This is a genomic window from Streptomyces sp. NPDC037301, assembly GCF_055602785.1.
Window position 1 is genome coordinate 9,231 of record NZ_JBVJWD010000048.1, and the last position, 25,601, is coordinate 34,831.

The 25,601-nt window shown below is 69.1% G+C and carries 20 protein-coding genes and 1 pseudogene; 10 read left to right on the forward strand and 11 right to left on the reverse strand.

From position 1 onward, the window contains the following. The first annotated feature begins 230 nt into the window (after window positions 1-230). Both ACZ7IB_RS39945 and ACZ7IB_RS39950 read left to right on the forward strand, forming a co-directional pair. Window positions 231-422 (forward strand): hypothetical protein, encoded by a 192-nt coding sequence (locus tag ACZ7IB_RS39945; protein ID WP_470919523.1) that lies wholly within the window; start codon window positions 231-233, stop codon window positions 420-422. A gap of 40 nt (window positions 423-462) precedes the next feature. After that, window positions 463-585, forward strand: a pseudogene (locus tag ACZ7IB_RS39950) (IS607 family transposase); the annotation flags it as partial. A gap of 113 nt (window positions 586-698) precedes the next feature. Here the strand turns inward: ACZ7IB_RS39950 and ACZ7IB_RS39955 are convergent. The 6 genes from ACZ7IB_RS39955 to ACZ7IB_RS39980 all read right to left on the reverse strand — a co-directional run bounded on the left by ACZ7IB_RS39955 (window position 699) and on the right by ACZ7IB_RS39980 (window position 5,592). After that, on the reverse strand, window positions 699-998 hold the full coding sequence (locus ACZ7IB_RS39955) for a hypothetical protein (protein ID WP_470919573.1): 300 nt from the start codon (window positions 996-998) through the stop codon (window positions 699-701). A 21-nt stretch (window positions 999-1,019) separates the two neighbouring features. Then, window positions 1,020-2,222: an enoyl-[acyl-carrier-protein] reductase FabV gene (gene fabV, locus ACZ7IB_RS39960; RefSeq protein ID WP_470919525.1), complete on the reverse strand. Its 1,203-nt coding sequence runs from the start codon at window positions 2,220-2,222 to the stop codon at window positions 1,020-1,022. Window positions 2,223-2,248: 26 nt separating this feature from the next. After that, window positions 2,249-2,392, reverse strand: a complete 144-nt coding sequence (locus tag ACZ7IB_RS39965) for a hypothetical protein (protein WP_470919527.1) — start codon at window positions 2,390-2,392, stop codon at window positions 2,249-2,251. Between the two features lie 396 nt (window positions 2,393-2,788). Continuing rightward, window positions 2,789-3,988 (reverse strand): cytochrome P450, encoded by a 1,200-nt coding sequence (locus tag ACZ7IB_RS39970; protein WP_470919529.1) that lies wholly within the window; start codon window positions 3,986-3,988, stop codon window positions 2,789-2,791. A 31-nt stretch (window positions 3,989-4,019) separates the two neighbouring features. After that, entirely contained in the window at window positions 4,020-5,393 is a 1,374-nt protein-coding gene (locus ACZ7IB_RS39975; protein WP_470919531.1) for an NAD(P)/FAD-dependent oxidoreductase, read from the reverse strand. Then, on the reverse strand, window positions 5,383-5,592 hold the full coding sequence (locus ACZ7IB_RS39980; RefSeq protein WP_470919533.1) for a ferredoxin: 210 nt from the start codon (window positions 5,590-5,592) through the stop codon (window positions 5,383-5,385). The genes ACZ7IB_RS39975 and ACZ7IB_RS39980 overlap by 11 nt, the downstream gene beginning before the upstream one ends. Window positions 5,593-6,103: 511 nt before the next feature. Between ACZ7IB_RS39980 and ACZ7IB_RS39985 the strand changes: the two genes are divergently transcribed. From ACZ7IB_RS39985 to ACZ7IB_RS39995, 3 genes are all read left to right on the forward strand, one after another. Further along, window positions 6,104-6,682 (forward strand): restriction endonuclease, encoded by a 579-nt coding sequence (locus ACZ7IB_RS39985; RefSeq protein ID WP_470919535.1) that lies wholly within the window; start codon window positions 6,104-6,106, stop codon window positions 6,680-6,682. Window positions 6,683-6,831: 149 nt separating this feature from the next. Then, complete coding sequence (locus ACZ7IB_RS39990; RefSeq protein WP_470919537.1) at window positions 6,832-7,086, forward strand: hypothetical protein; 255 nt, start codon at window positions 6,832-6,834, stop codon at window positions 7,084-7,086. Window positions 7,087-7,343: 257 nt separating this feature from the next. Further along, on the forward strand, window positions 7,344-8,192 hold the full coding sequence (locus ACZ7IB_RS39995) for a type 1 glutamine amidotransferase family protein (RefSeq protein WP_470919538.1): 849 nt from the start codon (window positions 7,344-7,346) through the stop codon (window positions 8,190-8,192). 116 nt (window positions 8,193-8,308) lie between these two features. On the opposite strand, the gene ACZ7IB_RS40000 is transcribed toward ACZ7IB_RS39995, so the two are convergent. Beyond that, the gene (locus ACZ7IB_RS40000; RefSeq protein ID WP_470919540.1) at window positions 8,309-8,431 is read right to left on the reverse strand and encodes a hypothetical protein; all 123 of its coding nucleotides are present in this window, start codon (window positions 8,429-8,431) and stop codon (window positions 8,309-8,311) included. 203 nt (window positions 8,432-8,634) lie between these two features. Beyond that, window positions 8,635-9,186, reverse strand: coding sequence for a helix-turn-helix domain-containing protein (locus ACZ7IB_RS40005; RefSeq protein ID WP_470919541.1), 552 nt, complete (start codon window positions 9,184-9,186; stop codon window positions 8,635-8,637). A 57-nt stretch (window positions 9,187-9,243) separates the two neighbouring features. Between ACZ7IB_RS40005 and ACZ7IB_RS40010 the strand changes: the two genes are divergently transcribed. Beyond that, window positions 9,244-10,509: an alpha/beta hydrolase gene (locus ACZ7IB_RS40010; protein ID WP_470919543.1), complete on the forward strand. Its 1,266-nt coding sequence runs from the start codon at window positions 9,244-9,246 to the stop codon at window positions 10,507-10,509. Between the two features lie 54 nt (window positions 10,510-10,563). On the opposite strand, the gene ACZ7IB_RS40015 is transcribed toward ACZ7IB_RS40010, so the two are convergent. Both ACZ7IB_RS40015 and ACZ7IB_RS40020 read right to left on the reverse strand, forming a co-directional pair. Further along, on the reverse strand, window positions 10,564-11,145 hold the full coding sequence (locus ACZ7IB_RS40015; RefSeq protein WP_470919545.1) for a DUF6262 family protein: 582 nt from the start codon (window positions 11,143-11,145) through the stop codon (window positions 10,564-10,566). A gap of 15 nt (window positions 11,146-11,160) precedes the next feature. Further along, window positions 11,161-11,913, reverse strand: coding sequence for a bifunctional DNA primase/polymerase (locus ACZ7IB_RS40020; protein ID WP_470919546.1), 753 nt, complete (start codon window positions 11,911-11,913; stop codon window positions 11,161-11,163). Window positions 11,914-13,819: 1,906 nt separating this feature from the next. Here ACZ7IB_RS40020 and ACZ7IB_RS40025 point away from each other — a divergent pair. Then, a complete protein-coding gene (locus ACZ7IB_RS40025; protein WP_470919548.1) occupies window positions 13,820-14,314 on the forward strand; it encodes an ATP-binding protein in 495 nt (164 codons plus the stop codon). A 1,171-nt stretch (window positions 14,315-15,485) separates the two neighbouring features. Here the strand turns inward: ACZ7IB_RS40025 and ACZ7IB_RS40030 are convergent. Further along, complete coding sequence (locus ACZ7IB_RS40030; RefSeq protein ID WP_470919550.1) at window positions 15,486-16,070, reverse strand: IPT/TIG domain-containing protein; 585 nt, start codon at window positions 16,068-16,070, stop codon at window positions 15,486-15,488. A 1,339-nt stretch (window positions 16,071-17,409) separates the two neighbouring features. On the opposite strand from ACZ7IB_RS40030, the gene ACZ7IB_RS40035 reads away from it, so the two are divergent. From ACZ7IB_RS40035 to ACZ7IB_RS40045, 3 genes are all read left to right on the forward strand, one after another. After that, a complete protein-coding gene (locus tag ACZ7IB_RS40035; protein WP_470919552.1) occupies window positions 17,410-17,607 on the forward strand; it encodes a DUF5988 family protein in 198 nt (65 codons plus the stop codon). A 178-nt stretch (window positions 17,608-17,785) separates the two neighbouring features. Then, window positions 17,786-19,069, forward strand: coding sequence for a beta-ketoacyl synthase N-terminal-like domain-containing protein (locus ACZ7IB_RS40040; RefSeq protein ID WP_470919554.1), 1,284 nt, complete (start codon window positions 17,786-17,788; stop codon window positions 19,067-19,069). Between the two features lie 203 nt (window positions 19,070-19,272). Next, window positions 19,273-25,587 (forward strand): SDR family NAD(P)-dependent oxidoreductase, encoded by a 6,315-nt coding sequence (locus ACZ7IB_RS40045; protein WP_470919571.1) that lies wholly within the window; start codon window positions 19,273-19,275, stop codon window positions 25,585-25,587. The last annotated feature ends 14 nt before the right edge of the window (window positions 25,588-25,601 follow it).

Consider the following 25,601-nt stretch of genomic DNA (forward strand, 5'->3'; position numbering starts at 1 on the left):
CTTCACTCGCACCTCCAACCGAGGGCCTCCCCCCCCCCCCCCCCCCCCCCCCCCCCCCCCCCCCCCCCCCCCCCCCCCCCCCCCCCCCCCCACCGCCCCCACATCCGCATCCGTTCAGCGAACCCGACGCGGCGACAAGTCCTGGGATGCCCGCTGGCCAAGGCCTGACGCCCTTGCCACGAGGGGAGTTGGGGCCGGGTGAGCGCCCCGGGCGGATAGAGGGGTGGGGCATGTCGAGGAAGAAGGATCAGCGGGACCGCAGCGCAGCGCGGCGTCGCCTGGCGAAGGAACGCGGGTGGACGTACACGGACTGGCACCCCGAACGCCTGCAGTTGTGCGCGGGGCCGCTCGGCGTCGATGCCACGAAGGCGATGGCCCTGGACGCCGTGAGCACCTGTTGTCTGGTCAGACCTCTCTTGTGAGCGATGGTTCGTTTTGGCGGTTTTCGTTGCGGTCGTAGGCGTGAACCTCACGGAGTGGGCGAAGACGCAGGGTGTGCATCCGCAGACCGCGTATCGCTGGTTCCGTGAGGGCACCTTGCCGGTGCCGGCTCAGCGGGTCGGGTTGCGCACGATCCTGGTGAACGTGGAGACCAACGCAACGCGCGAGGTTGTGCCGGTGTGGCCTGTATGCCCGTGTCTCCTCCAACGGTCAGTGGCCAACACCACCGGCATCGCGGTCATCGCCGTCGATCCCGCCTACACCTCCAAGTGGGGCACGCTCCGTGGCGGATCTCCAGCGTGGCCGCGACCGCGGTCAGGTCGGCCCTCTGGAGGTGGGTGTCGGCGTTGAAGGTGTGTGCGGCGTGGAGGAACGCCATGCCCAGCAGGCGCTTGCTCGGTGCTCGGGCGGATCAGGCAGGCGGCGGCCGCGTCGTGCACGGCAGCTTCGCTGATCCGGGCGGTGGCCTGGCGCAGTTCGTGGTCGGCGAATGCGGTGAGCGTGGTCTCCAGGTCCTGCTGCCGGCTGATGAGGGTGTCGTCGGTGGGCAGGCGCATGGCGTTCCTCCAAAGGTGGGGTCAGGCGGTCGGGTCCGGCCAGGGGATGTCGGTGTCGACGGGAGCGGTGTAATCGATGCCGGGTACGGCGAAGCCGTACAGGCGCTGGACTTCGGCCTGGAACCACTCGAGGTCTGCGAGATCACCGATGCTGCTCGTGGTGGCGCTGTTCCAGCGGTCGGTGACGGCCTCCTGCACCGAGGGTGCGAGTTCCCAGGCATCGAGGCGTACTCGGCCGTCGTCGTCGAGAGTGAAAGGGCGGGCGTCGGTGAGCTGGTCCCACAGCTCGGTGAGTTGGTCGATCGGCGGGACCATGCCCTGGTCGAGGACGCCGCGCAGCAGGCCGACGTAGAGGGCGATGCCGGGGATGGCGGTGGAGGACTGGGTGACGGCGGCTCCGTTGACGGAGGTGAGCGCGCGTCCGCCGACGAGCTTGTCCAGGCGTTCGTTCAGGGTGCGGGCGGTGGCCTCGAGATGGGCCTTGGCCGCGCCGATGGTGCCCTGCCGGTAGATGCCCGCGGTCAGAGGCGAGCCGATGTAGGAGAGCGCGGCGGTGGTGAACCCGTCGGCGAGCAGGTTCCGTCCGGCCAGGTGGTCGATCCACCGCTCCCAGTCCGCGCCGCCCATCACCGCGGTGGTCTGCTCGATGTCGTCGCCCGCTGCCGGTGCGGTTTCCACCTCCGTGACCTCCGGGGCGCCGGAGGCGTCCAAGTTCAGGGTTTTGGTCCGGTAGGGCTCGCCGATCGGCTTGAGGACGGAGGAGTAGGTGACGCCGGTGTCCGGGTCGGTACGCCGCGGGGCGGCCACCGAATAGATCAGGTAGTCCAGCCGCCCGTACCGCTGCTTGACGAGGTCGGCGACCTGATGCTTCATCGCATCGGAGAACGCGTCGCCGTTGAGGAAGATCATGTCCCGGCCGTGCTTACGGGCCAGCTCGGCGGTGGCTGCGGTGCGGTACCAGCCGGCCGTGCCGGTGCGTCGGCCGGGTGCCTTCTCGAAACAGACCCCGATGCCGCGGATCCCGGCGCGGGCGAGCCCGGCGATCGTGGCGGCGAGCCCGTACCCGGCGGACGAACCGATGACGAGTGCCACCGGACCGACCCCGCGGGGCTGCCTGGCGGGGACGGCCTGCCACATGTCGGCCACCATCTTGCGGCAGCCAGCCGGGTGGGAGTCGAGGAAGAGGAAGCCGCGGTTCAGGGGGGAGATGACGCGTTCGCTCACGATCAGGTCCTTGGGGTCGGCGCGGATCAAAGCGCGGCAGCCACCAGGTGGGCCACCGCATCCTGCAAGTCTGCGACCTTACGGATACGGGCGGTGACCTCATCCGGCACAACGATCGACAGGCGGCCTTGGAGGGTCTCCACCAGTTCGAGCAGAGCGAGGCTGTCCATGCCCAGGTCCCGCTCCAGTACGACGATGCGGTTCTGCCGCAGGCTACGGGCTGTTCGGCATGGGCGAAGAGGTCGGCGCGGAGGGAGCTTGCGTGTGGGTCGGCGCGCCCGGACGCCACGCGCAGCGAGTTGCTCGCGCGGAACTCGTCGTATGCGCCAAGCCGGTCACAGTGGACCGCCGAAGAGCGATCCCAGTCGGTCGCGTAGCCGGCGGGTTCGAGCAGGATGACCTTGATACCGAAGCCGGTCACCTCCGTTGTGAGGCTCAAGCCTTCCAGTACGAACTTGGAAGCGTGGTGGATGCGTGGTACAGGCCAAGGCCCGGCAGCGAGAAGACGCCGCCGATCGAGGAGCCCCGGAGGATGTGCCCGCTGCCCTGTGTGCCGCCACGTGGCCTCATAGCTGAATGGGCAGATGGCGAGGTCCGCGGAGCATGGCGTTCTGCCGGTAGGGGGGCGGGTCCTGGACCAGGCGGGCCGTGCCGAGGTGGGGGATCAGCGCGCCGAGCGCGGCCTGAGCCTCGATGCGGGCGAGTGGTGCGCCGTAGCATAGGTGGATACCGCTGCCGAAGCCGAAGTGCTGGTTGTCCGGGCGGGTGGGGTCGAACCGGTCGGGCTCGCGAAACCGCTTGGGGTCGCGGCTGCCTGAGGCCAGCACCAGTACGACGGACGTGCCTTTGGGGATCGTGGTGCCGGCGACGTCGATGTCGGCTCGGGGGATCCTCTCGCGCATGTGGACCGGGGGTTCGTAGCGCAGCAGTTCCTCCACCGCTTGCGGTAGCAGGTCGGGTTCGCGACGCAGCTGATCCAGATGCTCGGGGCGGCGCAGCAGGGTGAGGACCCCGTTGGCGATCAGGTTGACCGTGGTCTCGTGTCCCGCGATCAACAGCAGCACGGCGGTTTGTGCGAGGTCCTCGCGGGTGAGCCGCAGGGCCGGATCCGGCTCGTTGACGAAGGCGGACAGCATGTCGTCGCTCGGGTGGCCACGGCGCTGTTCGGCGAGGTCCACCAGGTACCGGCCCATCTCGATCTGCGCCTGGTTGCCCGTCTGGTCCTGCTCGGTGGAATCCTCATCCGGCCTCATGTCGGCGGATGCGACCAGAGCGTCGGACCAAGCTCGAAACAGCGGCTCGTCCTCGCGCGGTACGCCGAGCAGGCGGCAGATCACGGTGACGGGCAGTGGGTAGGCGAAATCGTCGACGATGTCGATCTGCCGGCCCGCCCGGAAGGCCCCCGTCAGTTCCTTGGTGAGCTGGGTGATCCCGCCGCGCATGGCATCGACCCGGCCCGGGCTGTGCGGCGGGCCGAACGGGCGCATGGCCAGGGTGCGCAGCCTGTGGTGCTCGGGGTCGTCGAGCCGCAGGAACGGCGGCTTCGCCGTCTCCTCGGACGGAGACGTGGTGGTGCGGGAGCGCGGAACGGCACTCATCCGAGGGTCGTGGAGCAGAGCGGCGATCTCGTGGTACGTGCCGACCAGATAGCTGCCGTCTGCCTGGCGCACCACGGGACCGGCCTCGCGGAGCTCCGCGTACAGCGGGTAGGGGTTGGGACGGTTCGCGTAGTCGGTGATCCGTGCCAGCAAGGTGTCGGAGTCCATGGTGCCTCCTCGTGGTTGGGCGGGACGTGGGTCAGCCGGTGGGCTGCACCACCGTCAGCCGGCGATCGGGCAGGTGACCGGTGAGCGCCACGATGGGGCCGTGGGAAAGCCCCTTCGGATCCGGCACGTCGGACGGAATCGGGATGTCGGCCGCGATCGCCCGGTCCGCCGCGCCGGGCGGGGGCGGGAACGGAGCAGCCGTCTCGATCAGGTGCCTGTAGTAGTCGAGCGACTTGGCCATGTCGACGGTGACCGCGGCGGTGACCCGCCCCTGGTAGCCGTAGACCATCGCCAGACGGCGCGCCTCCAGAGAGCCTTGCGCGATGACCACGTGGTCGGAGAAGGTGGGCACGCCCACCGACTTGATGTTGAGCCCGAACTGGGTCGACCAGAATGTCGGGAGGGCGAGGTGCGGGCGCCGCAGGGGTCCCGGATTGACCATGTTGTGGGCCGCCACCTCGGCCTGCGCGACCGCGTTGCCCCAGTGCTCCAGGGAGAGCAACTGGTACCCGAACAGCGGGTGCGGGAACCGGGAGACGTCACCGGCCACGAAGACGTCGTCGGTGACGATCCCGTACATGTTGAAGGCCCGGCAGCCGGCGTCGCAGGCGATCCCGCGCGGGCCCGCGGCCAGGCCGGACTCCGCCAGCCACTCCACGTTGCGGACCGCCCCCAACGCCACGACGCACACGTCCGCCTCGACGCGGCTGCCGTCGGACAGGTCCGCACCGATGAACCGGCCGCTGCCGTCCCCGCGCAGGGCGGTGACCGTCACCCCGCAGCGCAGGTCCACGCCATGGTTGCGCTGCATGACGGCCGCAAGTTTCGACAGGGTGCCGCCGAGCGCGCCCACCAGAGGTGCGGGACCGCGTTCGGCGACCGTGACCTCCAGCCCCCGTTCCCGGCAGGCCGAGGCGATCTCCGAGCCGGTGAAGCCGCCACCGATCACCAGCACCCGCCGAGGCCCGGAGGCCAGTCGCTCGGCCAGCTTGCCGCCCTCGTCGCGGGTGCGCAGGGTGAAAACCCCGTCCAGGGCGGCCTCCTCAGGGTTGGGCCAGGGGCGCGCCCGGGTCCCGGTGGTGATCAGCAGCCGGTCGAACGGCAGTGACTCGCCGTCGGCCAGCATGATCCGTTTCCCGAGAGGGTCCAGGCCGGTGGCGGCTACTCCCAGCCGCCAGTCGGCGTCCGGGTCCCGGCGCATCGGCAGCTCCGTGGTGTCCGCCGGCGCCTTGCCGAGCAGCACTTGCTTGGACAGTGGTGGCCGGTCGTAGGGCGGATGGGGCTCGTCCCCGACCACGGTCAGTGAGCCGGTGAAGCCCTCTTCACGCAGCGTCTCTGCGGCCCTCAACCCGGCCAGCGACGCGCCGACGATGACGATGCGGCCGTCTTTGAGGTCACCGGGCACCGGCGCTCACCTTCTCACCGAGGAGGATGGCCTGGACCGGGCATGCCGCTGCGGCCTGGCGCACGCGCTCGACCTGGTCGTCGGGGACGGCCGGGGCGTACAGCAATCCCTCCTCCCCGTGCAGCTGGAACACCTCCGGCGCGAGGAACACGCACTGCGCATAGCCCTGGCAGCGCGTGAGATCCACAACGGTCTGCATCCTCACCACTCCTCCGTCGCTTCCCCCCTCATTTCCAGCATGGGGGTAGACCCGGACGCCCGCACGGCCACTGTTCGACTCCCCGACGCGCTGGTACGAGCCGGCACCGGTTGCCGCCGGCCGGGGGACCGGGCGGGGGAGCGGCGGGGGCCGGTGGACGGCCTCTCCGGCTCGGCCTGGTCAATGATCCTGCCGCCGCCAACGACATCGCCGCCTGGATCGAGGCGGGCGGCCAAGGCCTCGCGGATCCGCCCGGCATCCGCGACCTCTACACCTTCACCCCTCTCGCCGCATCCGCGTCGAACTGCTCGACGAGTGCCTTGCATGACCGCACCGGCGACATCGTGCACGCCGCCGGAAGCTCGTCCACCCCCACCACTACACCGGGTTCAGCGTCGAGCTCACCTCGCGGAACACCGGCACTCCTACCTGACCAACCTCCCGGATAGACCGGCTCCGATCTGGGGAGGCAGAAGGCGGGCATACCGCCGAAGGCAGAGGAGGGGCAAGCATGGGGACTGTGCTGCTGGTGGCGTCGGCCGCCGCGGTCGCCACAGTCGTCGTCACGGGCCTGGTACGTGCAGGGCGACGCGAAGCACAGGCCGAGAAGGCCCGGCTTGCCGAAGAAGCACGACGGCAGGTCCGCCGGTCGCTTGAGTCGGTCTGGGCGATGGACGACCGCGAGTTCGAGGAGTACGTCGCCGATCTGTGCCGCCGAGACGGCTGCACCGACGTCAAACGCGTCGGCGGGGCCGGCGACCTCGGGGCCGACGTGACCGGCCTCCTGCCCGACGGCCGACGCATCGTCATCCAGTGCAAGCGCTATGCCAAGCACCGCACGGTCGGCAGCCGTGACATCCAGATGTTCAACGGCACCGCCCGCGCCGAACACGGCGCCGACGTTCCCGTCTTCGTCGCCTCCTGCGTCTTCACCGACCCAGCTCGCAAGTTTGCCGCCCGGCACCAGCTGTGCCTGATCGACGTCAACCTGCTCGGCTTCTGGAACAGCGGCACCGCCCTGACCTCTTTACTGGATCTGGATATCGGCCGCTCCGGAACCAACCGCAAGCTCCACCCGGACCACGACTGACGGAGGGAACCGCTGCGCAGGACACCGAGGCACCTCTCCACAGCTGGCGTATCGATGACCGTGAGTACCAGCGCCAGGAAGAACGTCGCGGCCGCCGCTTCGCGTACACCAGCCTCGATCCCACCCGCACCGCGCTGGTCGTCATCGACATGGTGCCGTTCTTCATCGACGCCAACCCCTATGCCCGCGGCATCGTGCCGAACATCCAACGCTTTGCCGACCGGCTGCCTCCCGTCGGCGGAACCGTCGCCTGGGTGCTGCCCGGTCGCGCCGAGCGCACCACAGTCGGCGACGAATTCCACGGCCCGCAAGCCGCCGAGATGTTCCGCAACTCCGGCGGCAGCGGACCGCTGCACAAGCGTCTGCGGTGCGGCTTCACCCCGTGGTGCCGGGGCCACGGCTGACCGGATCCGACCGGCTGGTCTCGGACGCGGCCGTGCGGTGGGTGCGGGACGCATACTACGCGGGGCCGGGGTGGCTTCGGTGTGCAGCGGCGCCGCCGTTGTTGGGGAGGCGGGACTGCTGGACGGCCGGGCGTGCACGACGCACTGGTCGCTCACCACGGCCATGCGCCAGCCGTGGCCGACCCCGCCAGTGCCAACGAGGCGCGGCTGCGGCAGTGGATCGTGGAGCGGCACCGTAGGGGCGCGCGTGTTCTGGGGTGTGCGCGGGCTCGGAGCTGCTGGCGGCCTCCGGCCTGCTGGACGGCCGTGACGCGACGTCGTTCTGGTCCGGCATCGGCGCTCTGAAGCACCGGTACCCCCAGGTGCACTGGGAGTGTGGTCAGCGGTACGCCGAAGACGGCCGCGTGACCACCACCGCCGGCATCACCTCCGGCACCGTCGGTGCGCTGCGGGTGGTGGAGGAACTGGCAGGCAAGGACGAGGCCGCCCGGATCGGGAAGGAACTGTCGTATCCGGGCTGGACTTTGGACGGGCCGACGGAGATCCCGGCCAACCACCTTGCTGTCGGTGACCTGCCGTACGCGCTGAACGCAGCGTTCCCCTGGCTGCGTCCGACGGTGGGCATCGGCCTGGTCGACGGCGTCGGCGAGATCGACGCGGCCGCGGCCTTCGAAGCCTACGGCGGGGTGTCGTTCACCGCGCGAACGGTGGTGCTCGGCGCCCGTGGCACCGTCACCACCCGTCACGGTCTCGTACTCGTCACCCGGACAGCAGACCGTGGATCCCCCGGGGTCGACCGCTTCGTCGTGCCCGGCGTCGCGCAGCCGTCGGCCGTCGATGCGCCGCTGCGTACCTGGGCGCACCACAACAAGCCGGCCGTGGAGCTGCCCGGTGGGGGCCGCACACCGAGGAGTTCGGGTTCGACCCGGTCCTGCGTGACCTCGCCGAGCACAGCGACCGCCGTACGGCCCTGGTCACGGCGAAGTTCTCCGAGTACCCCTCCTCCCTCCTGGCGCTGGCCGGCGCGGCCTGGCCCTGGCGTTCGACCCTGCTGGCCGGGGCCGCGGTCGTGGTCAGCGTTGCTGCGGGGTTCGTCCCGACCGTGATACGGCGAGCGGTGCGACGTCGGCGGGAGGCGTAACCGCCCTACGGTCTGCCAGGCCGGACGGGTGCCGAGGTCCTGGAATACCTGGCAAGTGAGGCCAGTTCCCGGAGGCGTTCTTCAGGCAGGCATCGGTAAGCCGTGTGCGTCGAGGCGGTCGGCCAGGACCGTGACGACGAGCAGGACGTCGACACAGTCGTTGCGGCAGACCTTGGGCAGTGACGGCGGGACGGTGCGGGCCACGGTGCCCTCAAGCGACGGTGATCGCCTGCGGCCGCCCCATCCGGCACCCTCAACACCGCCGTCGCCTCCGGCGCGCAGGTAGCGCGAGGCCGCCTCGATTGCCGCGCTGTCGGATGCCGAGGTCGGGGAGGCACTGCCGATGTGGGCTGCTTCGTCGCCTGCTGGTTCTCAGCGATCTTGCACATTCTTCGGGTTGCCAGTGCTCAAGCAGTGGCCGAGTCTCCGGGCGGTTCCTCGGTCGGGAAGAGGATCGGGCTCAGCAGGTATCGCGCGCGGTCGCTTGTGGGCTGGTTGGCCAGTCGTGGTGCGATCGCGCTTCGCAGCTCACTGATCAGGTCGTGGAGTTCGTCGCGGCTGAGCCAGACCGCGTGCTGACGGTAGCCGACGAGATCCGCGGCCGGGTCGGCGTGTTCTTGTTCGAGGTAGGCATTGAACTCGGCAGCCAGCACGGCGAGTGCGGTTGCGAACGCGCTGCGGTGATCGTCGAGCGAGAGTGACTTGACCATGTCCGTGTCGATGACCGCGCGGTCCTGGCGCAGGCGGAAGGTCCGTTCCACCGCGCCCCGCACCCGCCGCTCCTCGGCCACTTCGAGGATGCCGTTCCCGGAAAGCAGGTCGACATGCCGGTAGAGCATCGCTTTCGATACGTCGGGCAACAGCGCGCACAACTGGGCCGTGGTCAGCATTCGCCCGCCACGCATGGCGTGCACGATCCGGAGACGCACCGGGTGCGCCAGGAGTTCCAACGTGTCCATGAGTGAACCTTCTCGCAATCTGCTACCGTTCGCAAAAAATGAGAAAGGTAGTGGGGGATGAGACCGAGTCCGATGCAGAGTGCGATGCTGGTCGTTGACCTGGCGCGCAGCGGGCGCTTCACCGAGATCGAAGAGCTTTTCGCCCCGCGACTGCGAGCAGTCGTGTCCGCGGAAATGCTGCGGACGGCCTGGGCGATCGAGACGGGCGCGAAAGGACCGATCTCGGAAGTCGGACAACCGACGAGCGAACAGCACGAGCCGAAGCTGGTCCGCGTGAGCGTCCCGGTGACCTGCGAACACGGGGGCCTGACCGTGGTCATGTCGGTCGACGACACCGGCATGCTGCACGGCCTACGATTCGCGCCCCTGTCCACCATGTCCTGGACGTCGCCGCCCTACGCGGCCCGGAGCAGGTTCACCGAGCAGGAGGTCACAGTCGGCACCGGCCCACTCGCCGTGCCCGGCACGCTGACGCTGCCCCGCAGGCGCGGCCCACGGCCCGGCGTCGTACTCCTCAGCGGCGGCGGCCCCTTCGACCGCGACGAGACCAGCGGACCGAACAAGCCGCTGAAGGACCTGGCCTGGGGACTGGCCAGCCGCGGTGTGGCGGTGCTGCGGTTCGACAAGGTGACACACATCCACCCAGATGTCGCCTCCACGCCCGGTTTCACCATGTCGGACGAGTACGTGCCGCATGCGGTCGCCGCCGTCCACCTGCTCCGCGGCCACCCGGCCGTGGACGCCGAACGAGTCTTCCTGCTGGGTCACAGCATGGGCGGCAAGGTAGCGCCGCGCGTAGCAGCCGCCGAACCGTCTCTTGCCGGCCTGGTGATCCTGGCTGGGGACACCCAGCCGATGCATCACGCCGCCGTCCGGGTCACCCGCTACCTGTCCACCGTGTACCCCGGCCCTGAACTCGAAGCCGCCGTCGCCATTGCCGCCGCACAGGCCGCACGTGTCGACAGCCCGGAGTTGGCTGCATCGACGCCGGCCGAGGACCTGCCGTTCGGCTTCCCGGCACCGTACTGGCTGGACATGCGCGACTACGACCCGGTCTCCACTGCTGCCGGGGTGGACAAACCGATGCTTCTACTTCAGGGAGGGCGCGACTACCAAGTGACCGTCGACGACGACCTCGCGCGGTGGAGGCGTGGTCTCGCCCACCGCTTGGATGTGACGATCCGCATCTACGATGCCGACGACCACCTGTTCTTCCCCGGCGAAGGCCCATCCACGCCGACTGACTATGAAGCACCCCAACACGTCGACCTTGCCGTCGTCACCGACATCGCGCAGTGGCTGTCGGTCGAACTCGCCCGGTGACGAGGCGTGGTGGTCCTGCCCAGCGAGCCACCACTTCTGGGTTGGATCAGGATCTCAAGGGACTGTCCGCATGGCCTTTCGTAGGGCGAGCCGGAGCGACGCGATGGTTTCTTCCGATTCCTCATGTTGTTTCGCGAGTCCATAGGCGCGAGTGCGGGCCTCGGTGAGGTCTCTGGCCAGGGCTTGATTCTGGCGTTCCGGGTCCTGTATGCGATGTACGAGATCGGTTTGTGCCGCGTTGTCGATATCCGCGCCCAGGGCAAGCTGGACACGGCGCTTCAAGGTGTCACGCTCTCGTTTCAGGTCCTGGATCTCCTCACGGGCGAGCGCGAGGTCGGTGTGCAGGCCGGCGGGCGTGGTTCGCTCAGGCCGGGGAACCGCGGCTGCTTCCACGCCGTGATGGTCCTGGTCGCTCATCGCCTCCCGGATCGTGGCCTTGACCGCGGGGTTGTTGTAGACGAACCAGGTCGACACGTCCGCTTCGCGTGCCACACGGACGAAGGAAACGCGCTGTCCGGCAGTGAGCAGGCGACGGATGGCGCCGTGCGTGCGGGCGGGCTTGGAGGCGCTGTCCGCCTGCCGGGCCCGACGCAGGCGTGCCACACGGGCGTCGCGGGACGATTCAGCTCCGCTCATGTGCGCTCCGGATGTTCAGCCCATCCACGGGGATGAAGCCAGCGGCCGAGCGTGCCTTGCGCAGTTCTCGCATCGCTTCCTCGACGGCCGTTCGTTCACGTTCGGGCAGTGCCTCCAGGGTGTGCCGCATCTGGCTTCGAGCCTGATCGTCCTCACCAGGCCGGAGGCCGAGATTGGTCGCAGCCGTGTCGATACATCCTGGGCCGGGTCTATTGCGGCCCACAGCGCCGCGGGGAGCGCGGGACGGTGAATTGCGGACCGGTGCCCGTGCAGTGACATTGGCGGGGGAGTCGCGATGCCGGGCAGCAGTGTCCCGTGGGCATCGGTATCGATGACGACGAGACCAGCACCTTTGTGCGCGATACCGGCTCCGGGCCCGGGCTGTTGCGCCCGCCCTGTCCGGATGCACCCGGGATCGGTCGCTGCGGTGTGGGAGCAGTGACACCGGCGGCCGGCCCGGGTGCCCGGGCACCGGCGGCTGTGGCCCGGTTTTTGGTAATCGTGGCAGGGGGGTGTCTTGCGACGGACAGCCAGCGGCTGCACCGCCCGGCGCCGGCGGGTGCACCACAGTGCGATCGACAGGGCGTCAGGCGAAGTTGCCGGTTGGGACGCTACGGCCCGGCCTGAGTCGCTGTCACACAGGTGCGGTTCAGGAATCATGTGTACTCCTTTCAGCGACTGAAGCGACTCAATTTCCAAATTGGTGGAGTGCAGATGGAGGGAACACCTGGGCCTGCACGAGGTCCGCTCGGTGCCTGTTGTCCTCATGTTCGTCCGGCTGCACGGGCAGTGTTCAACTGGGGAACTATCTGGCTGAATCGATGCGGTGATGACAAGGAGTCATCTCTTTTTTCATCTGCAAGGTCCAAGCTCGGTCACCTTATATGGGGAAGGAATTTTATTTTCCGCATGAATGCGCTCTGTGGGGGGCAGGGTGGTGCGCCGGGTGGTGCGCCGGGTGGTGCAGCGTGGAAATGGCTGGTTGTTATACAGATGTGGCTGGTGAGCATCGCCTGATCTCGCTCACCCGACGTGAAGATGCTGCGGGAAGCCTGTCGCTCGGGTGTCGGTTCCATGGCCGAGTCTTCTGCCGGTGCGCGACTTCATCTGTTGCAGCGCCCAGGCTGTTCTGTTTCGTGACTCGGCGTCGAACGATCACTGTGATGCGGTGGTCGGGGTCGGTGGCCGACTGTGCGGCACGTGTCGATATGCCTGGTCACGGCAGTCGGCGGGTCCGTCTCACGCCGTCCGTTGGTCGGGGGGTCCGTGGTGCCGGGGGCAATCTGGCCTGTGGCGGTGCGGTTTTCGGCCGAGTCATGGGTGCCGGACAAGGTGTCGAAGCGCACAGCCACGCAGAACGAGAGGGTCGTGATGTCGTGACGCCTTATGGCTCTGTCATGGGGCGTTACCGGCCATCGAATTCACCGACGTGATCAGGCCGAAAAGATCACGCCAGGACCAGCTGTGGCAGACGGTTGTGAAAGGGAGTCAGGAGAAGCGATTCTCCAAGAAGGATCGTTACACCATGTGGCATCGGTTCCATGGCATCGCGGGCTGCCCGCGTGCATGAACCACTCCATCCGGGATGCTTGAAAGACGGCCCTGCCCGGGGAGCCTTTGATCGGTCCGGTGCGGGGGCGAGGATATTGACACAACTACGCCATCCGGGTGACATCCTGTCGGCTTTGTTGCTGTCATATGCGGCCGAGAGGATAACTGTCATTATCCAAACCGGTGGGCCGCCCACCCTTTCCGGGGGAGCGGCTGCTCATTTCTCTCGTAGCTGTCCAGGTGAGGTGAAAGCCTGGGGATCTGCAGGGTGGGACTGCCGCAATGGGCACCCCCGTGGGAGGGGTTTGGATCCGCCAGTCGGTGCCAGTAGCCGGTGCCGACTGGCGCGGCGGCCCATGTGACCTCTTTGGGGGCACCATGCGCGCTTCCCTGGCGACTGTTCCGACGTCCGACGCCCGGCACCGGACTGCTGAGTTCTGCGGTGAGACCGCTCCGGTCGGCGCAGTGATACACCGGTCGGCGTGGGATACCTTGTCGCTCCCACCCTGTTTTCGGTCTATTTGCCCAGTGTCGCGCACGGTGCGGGGACGTTGCTTGAGCATGGGGTCTGCTGCCTTCCACGGCATCGAATCACCTTCCATGCCGGCGGCGGGCATCGTCCGGACCCCGTTCGGTGACTGGCGTTCGGGGTGCCGGTCCTGGCTGGACGGCCGTATCACCACCGGGTACCGGCACTGTCTGCGCGACCGTGACCGCTCCTGGGGATCCGGGTGCCCGGTGTCGTCCTTCTCGGCGAGATCGCCGTTCATCTCGCGTCTGTGCTGCCACCGGGGGCAGCGCAGGCGACCTCGACGGCACCGGTCCGGGCATAGCCACCGGGGGCCGCAGCCGATCCGGGCCGGGATCGGAACCACCGCGGATGCGGGGCTGCGGGCGGCCCGGCTCACCCCGTGTACGGCCCGCCGTGCCGGCGGCGGGCGGGTGCGCCCCGCTTCCCGTCACTGAACCGCCCGCTGGGCTCCCGGCGCGGTTGTCCCCGCCCGGCGGGCACCTTGGGTACGGCAGGCAATCCGCAGCCGGCGGCTTGTGCCGTGTTGTGTCCGCAATCGCAGACCTGCCACCCCGCCACCTGAGCAAGGCTCAGGACGAGAAAGGAAGAACTATGCTGCCGACTGCTTGGGCGGGGGCGCAGATCGCATTGTCCCCCCAGGAGATTGAGCAATGGCCGAATACGGCGTCAGCCCGGGCCCTGGCCGACGACTGGCCTACGGGACGACCGGCCTCGTTCCGCGTGCCGACACTGGAGCGAGCGGTGCCGGTCTGCCGCCAACTGGCCCGGCTGTGGATGGACTTTGAAGGCATAACGGACGGAGGTGCCCGATGTGCGGCCTTACTCGTGATCTCTGAGCTGATGACCAACGCTATCGTCCACACCGACAGCCTCTCGATCACCGGCCGCCTGCAAAAGGACGGTGACTGGCTCCTCGTGGAAGTCCAGGACGAGGGGGGAATATCGTCCGTCCCGCACCGTGCCGGCGAAGCCAACGAGTACGGTCGGGGCCTGGTGGTGGTCGCGCAGTCCGCCCAGGCGCTGGGAACACGGCGGGAGACCGACGGCGGCCGCACATTCTGGGCACGGATCTCACTGACCGGGTGAAATCCCTCCAGGCCGCGGTCCGCGACCGCGATCCCGTCCGCCGGGCCCCGCGTGAACACAACACGGCGCCCGGGTCCGCCGCGGCTTGTCCGCGGGACGAGGTCGGAGCGGGGCCGCAGAGGCCGTCTGCTGTGAAACCGGGCCGGGGCGATCGTCCGGCACGTCGCCGTGCGAGGGGTGCGAAGGGTGCGAGAACAAGTTCGGTGGCCTGCGCCACGGGGTGCGGCGCGGCTGGGTCGTGAACACCGGACCGGTAGGAGACCGTCCGCGGGTGGGAGTACGGCCACTTCGGTTTGAAGACGCGGGCGTGGCAGGATCTGGCGGCAGGGCGGCTGGTACTTCGAATGGACCGGCGAGCGTGTGCCGAAGCCCTGCCGGGACCTGATCCACACCGACGGCAGTGCGGGCACCGGCGTCGACGGTGGCAGCCCCTGCCTGCCCATCACGCAGGTCTTGCACGGCTGACGGCGCGATTGGCCCGGGTCTCCCCGTCTTTCTCCCGAACCGCGGGACCGGCCGGACGACGCGAGAACGTTCCAGGAGGTCCCGGCCTGTTGGCAGGCCGTTCGAAGAAGGGCGAAGCCCTGACCGCGGGATCGGACACCCCGTAACGCTGATCGGAAGAGATGCCGCACAGAACGCCTGCGTGACATTCCGCCCGGGCGGTTGACGGCTCCCGCATCGAAAGTAATCGAAGAGGCGGCTCTCGCTGTCGCCGGGGTCCGGCGCCCGTCGCACGAGGCGGACGAGAGAACGCGGCCTGTACGGTTCCGGCCGGCCGCGTCCTGGTGGGCTGCCGGGAGGCGCGGGGGAGGGGCCGGGCCGAAGCGGCCCCAAAGCGCCGCATCGCAGGTGAGGGTTCGCAGGCCGCTCGCGTCTGCTGACCGGGGGCCGGCGCGGGGGCGTCGTCCCGGCGGCAGATCACATCCGGACTGCGAACGCTCCGGCGGCGCGGACCGATCGGGCACAGCCGGCGCACACGCTTCGCAACGTATCCTCTGCCGTCGCGTCCTTGGTTTTACCACCCCCGGGTGGGCTGGTCGCGGCGGAACCGTCCCTGATTGTGAACAGCGCCGGCCTGCGCGAGGAACTCGCAGGCCGGCGCTGTTCACTGCCCTGGCCAGCCGGTGTGGCGACGTGGCAGGCAAGGGGCCGTGAGGGGGACGGCTGGTCAGATGTAGGTGTACCCGCCGGGGACAGTGGCGGTGCCGGCCGCGGTCGTGACCACGACCGGGACGTTGCCCGCGGCGGCGCCGGCCGGGATGATCCCGAACAGCACGATCCCGGTGGGGTCGCCGCCCAGCACGGTGGCCGGAACTCCGTTGACGGTGACAGTGACACCGCTCAGGTTGGTGCCGGCGATCACGAACGGGGTGGCGCCGACGACCGGGCCCGAGGCCGGGGTGATGCTGGTGGCGGTGGGAGGAGCGGGCGTGGACGGGTCCACGTAGGTGTAGGACACCGGGTTGCTCGTGCCACCGCCGGTGGTCACGGTGACCGGCACCGTGCCTGCGGCGTTCGCCGGGACCGTGATCGTGACAGTGAGCCCCAGCACGTCCTGGGAGACGATGGTGGCCGGCGTGGTACCGAACAGAACGCTGGTGGCACCGCTGAGGCCCACTCCGAGGAGCTGGACGGTATTGCCGCCGGCGACCGGTCCGGAGTTGGGCAGGACCGCCAGGAGCAGCGGACCGAAGGGGAAAGGCAGTTGGGTGACCGACCGCGACTGGCCGGACGAGGTTGTGTCTGTGGACATGACGGGTCCTCCTGTGACAGGCGGACCGTTGACGGTCCGCACGGGGACTGGCCGGGATCGACGGCAGGCTTCCCTCATGCCCGACGCGGGGTCAGGGATGAGAGGAAGAACGGATCCTGGCTGGGGGGAAGCCGACCGGGCAGTGGCTTGCGGCGAGAGTCCGCCAGGGACGGGGCGGACCCGACGGCGACCGGGGGTCGACGGGCATCGGCCGCGACGTGCGCACCACTGCCCGGTCTCAAGCGCGGCGGGCCGCTTCACCGGCCGGTGTCGGGAGCACCCACCGGCCGGTGGCTCTCCGGGGCAGCCATGCAGTGGCTCTGCTCGCCGGAGCCCTGCCGGAAGGAAGGGCCGAAACGGGCGGGCCGATTGCCGAGCTTCCCGGAGAGGGATGGGCGGCCCACCGGTTCAACGACTTCAGTAACTCCAATGAATGAACTGCCATCAACCCCTGTGCCAATCAATCACCCGATCGGCCCAGTCCGAAATGCGCTCCGAGAGCAGGGTACGGCCGGCGGCCGCTGCCGCCGTGATCGCAGCAGTCACGTCGAGATCATTTCACCGCAATCAGCCGTTACTGGATAATTGCCAGGTGCGCGCCATTTCTTTCCGGCCGCGACACCCTGACGGCAAACTGTCGCGAATCCGACTTCACGGCCCGGTGGGGCCGAATTCATGGAGCCTGTCGAGAGGAAGGGCCAACCGTTCAGTGCATTACGCCATACGGGTGAACTATCGGCGGTCTCATTGCGAGATTATTCAGCTCCGTGGGATAACCGTTTTGAATCCAACCGGTGGGCTGCCCTCCTCTCCGGGGAGCGCGGCAAGCGACGATCCGCCGCAGGACTGGCCAGCCAGTTGTGAGCAGCATCGAGATCGTTCGTCGCAATGAGCGCCCCTCGGCAAGGAAGAGGCGGCTCGCATCACCTCGTCAAGGGGCACCATGCGAGTTCCCTGTGCTGTCCAATCCGTCATCGGGGTCTGTCTCCTGACATCACGACCGGCCATCGTCCCGACGGCCGCCCGCGCCCGGACCCCCGCGCTGCGCCCTGAGGCCGCGTCGGCCGGCGCGGCCACGACGGCTGCGGCACCGTGGCGTTCACGCCGTTCCGTACGCGAGGCCGGCCGCCGATACCGTCCGCGCCGCCCTTGGGCCGGCTCTCCCGCACGCCGGAGAGTGACGCGCCGCGCATGGGATTCCTGGACCAGTTGCGCGGTTCGTGACACTCACCGTTCTGTGGTGGAAGCATCTTTCGGCTGTACTCAAGACGGCGTGAAAACAATCGAGCCGACGCCTCCGCTGATAGATCAGCGCTGATCCTCCCGACTGGAGAGCGCTATGCCTCAAGCGATTCGCGTAATGCTCAGCGGGGGGCCGGAGGGCTCGCCGTCGACCTGGGAAGTGAAATCACTGGACAGCGAAACAAGAGTGACGGTTCCTCGCTGGAACGGCTATGAGCATTTCGAGTTCGCGGATCACTACGCCGAACTGCTGCCCATTTACCGCTGGATCTACCGCACATATATTGCCGAATAGAGCCGTGCTCGAATCCGGCCACTGCGGAATCTCTTCCTCAACAGCACACAGCCGTTTACGTGCGGGTGCTACCAACTGATCCGGAGGGGATCGAAATGACGACTACTCTGTTGCCCGTAGGTGTGTCGTGAGCGGGGCGGCCCCCCTCTCGGGAGGCGGCCGGCACACGCGGGATGCCATGGTCACCGGTATCGGGTTCTGCCTTCCCGGTGACGGGCGGCCCGTCTTCACCGCGGACGACCTGTGGAACATCGCCTCCCGGGGGGCCTCCTGCCTCAGGCAGAGCAATGCCTACTACGGCTCCGTAGACCTCTCGGACGCAATGTTCGACGAACGCCTCCCCGATATCGCCCCGTTCTTCTCACGCCACTACACCGCAGCGCATCGGTTCGGCCTGGTGTCCATGGCGCAGGCATGCTTGGACGCCGAGCTGGATCCCCTCACGGGCGACCTGGCAGACGCGGCGATCCTGGCCGGACGCGGTGGCGTCGACGCGAACATCGACAGTTACCTCGCCGTCCTGCGAGCCGACCCCGAGACCATTCGCGTGACGGAGGCGATGGAACTGTTCGTCGCGGCGGAACAAGCCGTCACTCCCTCCGACGTCGCCCTGGTCCAAGGCGCACTGTCCCGCTCGAAAGGCCCCAACTTCACGGTGTCGTGCGGCTGCGCGTCATCCGCGGTACAGATCGGCAACGCCCGACGCCTGATCGCCGACGGCGAGATCGACGTCGCCGTCGTGACCGGCGTCGACGTCTTCAGCGTCAAACTGATCCGCAACATCCAGCGCCTGCTGCAGGGCGCGCAGAAGACATACGAAATCATCCGGTCCAACGACATGCCCGCCCTTCTGCCGTCCTTCGGCTCCCTCATGCGCCCCTACGACCGGCGCGCCGACTGCATCAACCACGGTGAGGGATCGGTGACCGTCATCATGGAGAGCCGCGAGCACGCCACCCGGCGCGGGGCCCACCTGTACGGTCAGGTGCTCGCCCAGGCCACGACCCGCGACGGGCTGACCAATCCTCTGGCATCCGACGAGACGGGCCGCGAACTGGTGAGCGCCGTCCGCCGATGTCTCAAAGACCGCTGGGAGACCGGCCAGGTGCCCTACGTTCACGGCGGCAGCGACGGCAACGTGGTGGTCACTGCCTTCGAGGCGAACGCGATCAAGGAACTGTACGGATCTGCCGCACAGGACCTGCTGATGACGTCCCAGGAAGGCTGCTTCGGCCACAACGGCGCGCCCGCGGGCTGTCTCGGCGTCGCTCTGACACTGCTCATGATGGAGCGCGGCGAGGTATGTCCCACCGCGAACTGCGAACAGCCGGCGGACAACCTCACCTTCGACCCCGTTCCCGGCACACGCACCCGCCCTCTCGACTTCGACTACGCGCTGAGTTTCAACTACCAGGTCGGCGGGGTGAAGAGCGCGATCCTCCTGGGCAGCCCCGACGTCTGAGGCCCGTCCCGGTAACCCCCAGCCCTCCACGGCCCCCCCCGCCCGACCCGGCCGATTCCGGCACGCATGCACGCCGCCGCCCCCGGGCGGCGAACCGTCAACAGAGCCGGGGGGTTTCCCGCCGCCTGCGCAGCCAATCGACAAGGAGAACTCCCGTGGGCCGACACAGGCATTCCTTCAACAACGCGACGGATTCTCTCGCCGTGATCGGCATGGGGTGCAGGCTCCCCGGCGACATCGACTCTCCCGCGGCCCTGTGGCGGCTGCTCGCCAAAGGGCAAGAGGCAGTCGGGAATCCGCCGCCGGGACGCGAGACACTCTGGGCACAAGGGGGCGCTGAACCAACCCTCGGCTCACCCCCGCCTCCTCAGCCAGGCGGGTACCTGAGCGACGTGTCAGGGTTCGACGCGGACTTCTTCGGAGTCTCCGGCCGCGAGGCGGACGTACTCGACCCGCAGCACCGGCTGCTGCTGGAGGTGGCCTGGGAAGCGCTGGAAAACGCCGGGCTGCCGCCGGACCGGCTGACCGGCTCCCCCACGGGGGTCTTCGCCGGTCTCAGCTACAACGACTACATGGATCAGCTCGCCGGACAGCCCCAGGAACTCGAGGGCTCCATCCTGACGAACGGGCACTGCGTAGCCGCAGGCCGTATCTCCTACCTCCTGGGCCTGCACGGCCCCTGCGTGGCACTCGACACGGCCTGCTCGTCCTCACTCGTCGCGTTCCACCTGGCCTGCCGGGCACTGCTCCACAACGAATGCGATCTCGCCCTCGCCGCCGGTGTCACGCTCATGCTCCGACCCAGAACAACCCTGTCCTTCGCCCGGATGGGAATGCTGTCACCGACAGGACGCTGCCACACCTTCGACGCCGCCGCGGACGGCTTCGTCCGCGGTGAAGGCTGCGGCGCCGTCGTACTCAAACGCCTGGCCGACGCCGAACGGGACGGCGACCGCATCCTCGCCGTCGTCCGCGGCACCGCCGTGAACCAGGACGGCCGGTCCGACGGCCTGGCCGCTCCCTCGCCCACCGCCCAGCGGGCCCTGTTCCACAAGGCACTCACCAACGCCGGCATCGACCCGCAGGACATGGGAATGATCGAGGCTCACGGAACGGGAACCCCGATCGGTGACCCGATCGAGTTCGCCAGCCTGGCACAGGTGTACGGCACCGGTCACGGCCGGTGCGCCCTGGGATCGGTCAAGACCAACCTCGGCCACCTGGAACCCGCCGCCGGGATCACCGGACTGATCAAGACCGTCCTGTGCCTCCAGCACGGACTCATCCCGCCCAACGTGAACTTCACCCGCTGGAATCCGGCCATCGCCGCAGACAAGACCCGCTTCTTCGTGCCCACCGAGCTGACCCCGTGGCCCGTACAGGCGCCGACCAGACTGGCCGCGGTCTCCTCCTTCGGATTCTCCGGCACCAACGCCCACGTAATCCTGGAACAACCCCCACAGGACAGCCGAACGGCCCTGCCACGTCGGCGGCAGACTCCTCCCGCCGCACCCGAAGTGGTCCTGGTTCCGGCCGGATCCCCGGCCGTGCTCCCGGCCGCGGCACTGCGTCTGGCCGACTGGCTGGAGGGCGACGGCGCGAACGTACCGCTGCGCGACGTCGCGCACACCCTGGCCCTGCGACGCAGCGCAGGGCGAGGACGCCTCGGAGTCGTGGCTCGCTCAACACCCGACGCGGTCGGCGCACTGAGGTCGTTCGCGGCGGGCCGGGCACACCCGGCCGTGGTGTCGGGACCGACAAGTGTCACCGTCTCCCGGCAGCCGGTATGGGTGTTCTCCGGGCAGGGCTCGCAGTGGCCGGGCATGGGGCGCGGGCTGCTGCAGCAGGAACCGGCCTTCGCGGTGGCCCTGGCCGAAGCCGACTCCCACATCTGCGCCGAGGCCGGGTTCTCGGTACTGGACGTGGTACGCACCGGTGAACCGGTGACGGAATGTTCCAAGGTGCAGCCGGTGCTGTTCGCCCTGCAGATCGCGCTGGCCGCCACCTGGCGCGCCCACGGAGTCGAGCCGGCCGGTGTCATCGGCCACTCCATGGGAGAAGTCGCGGCCGCTGTCGTGGCCGGGGCACTGTCACTGAAGGACGGCGCCCGGGTGATCTGCCGGCGCTCCGCGCTGCTCACCCGGATCGCGGGAGCCGGCGCCATGGCGACCGTAGGACTGGACCGGGCCGCGGTGGAGGCCGAACTCACCGCGAACAACACCCAGTCCGTCTCCGTAGCGGTCCTCGCCGCGCCGAACTCCACCGTCGTGGCCGGCGACACCACCCAGGTGGCAAGGCTCGTCGCCGCCTGGAAGGACCGCGCAATTCCCACACTGACCGTCGCGGTGGACGTCGCCTCCCACAGCCCGCAAGTTGACCCGCTGCTCGCCGAACTCCGCACCGCCCTCTGCGACCTGACTCCTCAGCGCCCCAAGATCCCCTTCTACTCCACCGTGCTGCCAGACCCCCACGAGGTGCCGGCCTTCGACGCCGCCTACTGGTGCGCCAACCTGCGCAACCCGGTCCGCTTCTCCCCGGCGGTGGCCACGGCCGCCGCAGACCGGAACCTGGTGTATGTAGAAATCTCCCCGCACCCAGTGGTCACGCACGCCATCGCGGAAAGCCTCGAAGACCTGGCCGGCGAACCCGTCGTGCTGCCCACGCTACGCCGCGCAGAGGACGAGCCCACCACGTTCCGCACCCACCTTGCGGCCCTGCACTGCGCCGGTGTGAAAGTCGACTGGTCGCCGCTGTACGCGCAGGCTGGCCTCGCGGACGTCCCCACCATCACCTTCGACCGCAAGCACCACTGGACGGATGCCGCCCGGCCGGCCACCCCCGGCGAACAGAACGCCGCACAGTCGGCCGTCGCCCTGCCGGGCAGCCACACCGAGGTACCCGGCGAACGGATGCGCCACTGCTGGCAGGGAGACGCAGGAACCACGGGACTGCCCTGGCTGACCGATCACCGAGTGCACGGCACCCCGGTACTGCCCGGCGCCGCCCACTACGCCATCGCACTGACCACCGCCTGCGAGGTGTTCGACGCTGCCCCCACCGACGTAGAGATCACCGACGTCTCATTCCGGGAGATGCTGCGCCTGACCGGGCGCACCGGCCTCAGCACGACCGTCACCATGACCGCCCCGGATCACGCCACATGCGAGATCTTCGGACGCGGCGACGACGGCCAGTGGACAACGTATGCCTCCGCCGTGCTGCGCCGGCTCTCCCTGCCCCCGCGCACCCGCACCGTCTCCGTCAGCACCTTGGCCCAAAGGCACCCGGTCACCGTCGACTCCGCAGCCCTCTACTCACGACTTCATTCCCGGGGACTGGAACACGGTCCGGCGTTCGCCGGAATCACGCAGCTGCGCGCCTCCCGCAGCCGCGAGAGTTTCTGGGCCCGTGTGGAGGTCCCGGAGCCCGCACGGACCCCGGAGCACTCCTTGCGAGTCCACCCCGTCCTCGTCGACCTCTGCCTGCAACTCCTGGTCGCAGGGCCGGTCGAGGACGCCGGCCAGGGACTGATCCTCCCCGTCCAGATGCAGGCCGTACGGATTCTGGGTGATCCCGCGACCGCTGCGTACTGCCACGCACGGATCGTCGAGACCACGGCCGACAGCGCCGTAGGACATGCCCGCCTGCTGAACGAGGCGGGCAATTTGGTGATGGCCCTCGACGGAGTGAAGTTCGCACGCCGAAGCCCGCAGAACGCCGGCACGGCCGACAAGTGGTTCCTCGAGGCCGGCTGGCATCCGGTCCCGCGGCCGCAGGCCACCTCGAAGATCCCGCCCGGAAACTGGCTCGTCATCGGGGAGGGCCACACCGACGCCGAGGCACTGGCCGGCATCCTGCGCGAGGCCGGGGCCCGGGCCGAGGTGTGGGACACCCCGCTGGGAGACGAGCGGCTCGGACCGTTCGGCGACTTTGTCAGCACACGCCTGGAGGCCATCGGCTCCGCCTCGCGCGCCGTGGTGATGCTGTGCGGCACCTCGCCCACCACCACGGACGATCCCACCGTGGGCGCCCAGCGGCGTGCCCGACGAATTCTCGGCATCGCCCAGGCAGCCGCCCGCAGTTCCACCCCTCCTCGCCTGTACGCGGTCACCCGCGCCGCCCGTGCGGTAGCGGCCGGCGAGACCGTGGACCTCGAGCAAAGCGCCCTGCGCGGAGTGATCCGCGTCCTGGCGTTCGAGCACCCGCACATGCGCGCCACCCTGGTGGACACGGACCACGGCGACCCAGGCCTGCGGAGCCTGGCCGAGGAACTGCTCGCCGACGGCCACGAGGACGAGATCGCCCTACGAGGCGCCACCCGGTACATCGCCCGGCTCGATCACGCCCCCCTGGCCGCCTCCGAACAGGTCACGGCCGCCACCCGCACCGTGCGCTACGCAGTGGACGGATTCCGCCTCCGCGCGGGACGGCTCGGGGACCTCGGCAGTCTGGAACTCGCCGCGACCGGGCGGCGGACTCCAGGACCGGGCGAGGTGGAGCTGCGCGTCCAGGCGGCGGGCCTCAACTTCCGTGACGTACTCACGGCCATGGGCCTCCTGCCCGGCGAGCAGGACATCCAGTACCGGATCGGCTTCGAGTGCGCAGGCGTGGTGACCGAAACAGGGCCCGGCGTCGAGCACCTGCGCACCGGCGACCCGGTACTCGCCGTTCACCTCGAAGGCGGCGCCTTCGCCTCCTTCATCACTGTGCCCGCGACCGCGGTCGCCCCGATCCCGGCCACGCTCGATCCTGTCGCCGCGGCCGGAATGCCCACGGCCTTCCTCACCGCCTGGTACGCCTTGCGCCACGTTGCCCGGCTACGCGCGGGGGAACGCGTCCTGATCCATTCGGCCAGCGGGGGCACCGGCATGGCGGCGGTCGCCGTCGCCCGGCTGCTCGGCGCCGAGGTGCTGGCAACAGCCGGCAACGAAGAGAAGCGACAATACTTACGGGGCAGCGGCATCAGCCATGTGATGGACTCCCGGTCCCTGGACTTCGCCGAGCAGACCCGCAACGCCACCCACGGCCTGGGCGTGGATGTCGTCCTCAACTCGCTCTCCGGTGCGGCAATCCGCGCAGGGCTGGAGACCCTGCGGCCCTTCGGCCGCTTCGTCGAACTGGGAGTGCGCGACATCCTGTCCGACGCCCCTGTCGGGCTGGCCCCGTTCCGGCACAACATCACCCTGAGTACCGTTGACCTCATCGAACTCCAGCGGACCCGTCCCGATATGTTCGCGACCGTGCTGCGTGAGGTCATCGCCGAGTTCACCGAAGGCCGCCTGAAGCCACTGCTCTGCACCACGCACCCGCTCGGCGAAGCCACCGACGCCTTCCGCCTGATGGCCCGCGCGGGCCACATCGGCAAGCTGGTCCTGACCATCCCGGACCGGGGGGAGACCACTGCGGTCCTTCCCCAGGGGCCGCGCGTCGTTCACGCCGACGGCGCCTACATCATCACGGGCGGCCTGCGCGGCCTCGGCCTGGCAACCGCGCACTGGCTGGCCGAGCAGGGTGCGAGCCACATCGTCCTCAACGGTCGCACACCTCCCTCCCTCGCCGCCGCACGCGCGATCAGGAAGCTGTCCGCCGACGGTACCCGGATCACTGTCGTACTGAGCGACATCGCCAAACCCGATACCGCCGAACGCCTGGTGGCCACCGCCACCGAAGACGGGGCACCTCTGCGCGGTGTCATGCACTGCGCCATGGTCCTCGAGGACGCCGCGATCACCAACATCCGCGACCCCCAGCTGAAGCGCGTATGGGACCCCAAAGTCACCGGCGCATGGAAACTGCACAACGCCACTACGGCGCACACACTGGACTGGTTCGTCGTCTTCTCCTCCATGGCCTCGTTGCTGGGCAACCCCGGGCAGGGCGTGTACGCCGCCGCCAACTCCTGGCTCGACGCCTTCGCCGCCTGGCGGACCCGCGAAGGCATGCCCACGCTCGCCGTCAACTGGGGGCCGTGGGGCGAGACCGGTGTCGCAACCGACTTCAGCAGCCGGGGCTACGAGACGATCCCGACCGGCAAGGGGCTGCTGGCGCTCCACGCGCTCCTGGCACACGGACGCGTCCAGACCGGAGTGATTCCCGGGGAGCCGAGCACCTGGATCCCCCTCGCCGGACGGCAGTCCTCGTTCTTCAGCCTCCTCGCCCCGGGCAACGAACACGCGGCCGGCGTACTGGAGAACTCCCCTGACATCCAAACCCGTCTCACGGGCCTCGCACCAGGCACCGCCCGGCGCGAGGCACTCGAGACCTACCTGGCCGATCACATTCGCGGAGTTCTCCGGCTGGGCAGCACCACCCTTGACCCGCAGACACCCCTGAAGGCGCTGGGCTTCGATTCACTGCTGTCCATGGAATTGCGGGTCCGTCTGGAATCCGACCTCGGGGTCGAGCTTGCCGGCAACTTCGTCTGGCAGCACCCGACGCTGTCGGCACTCGCCGCCGGCCTCGCCCAGCGCATGGGCCTGGAACTGCAGAGCACCGATCAGCCGACGTCGAGCAGGTGATGGCGCAGGGGGAC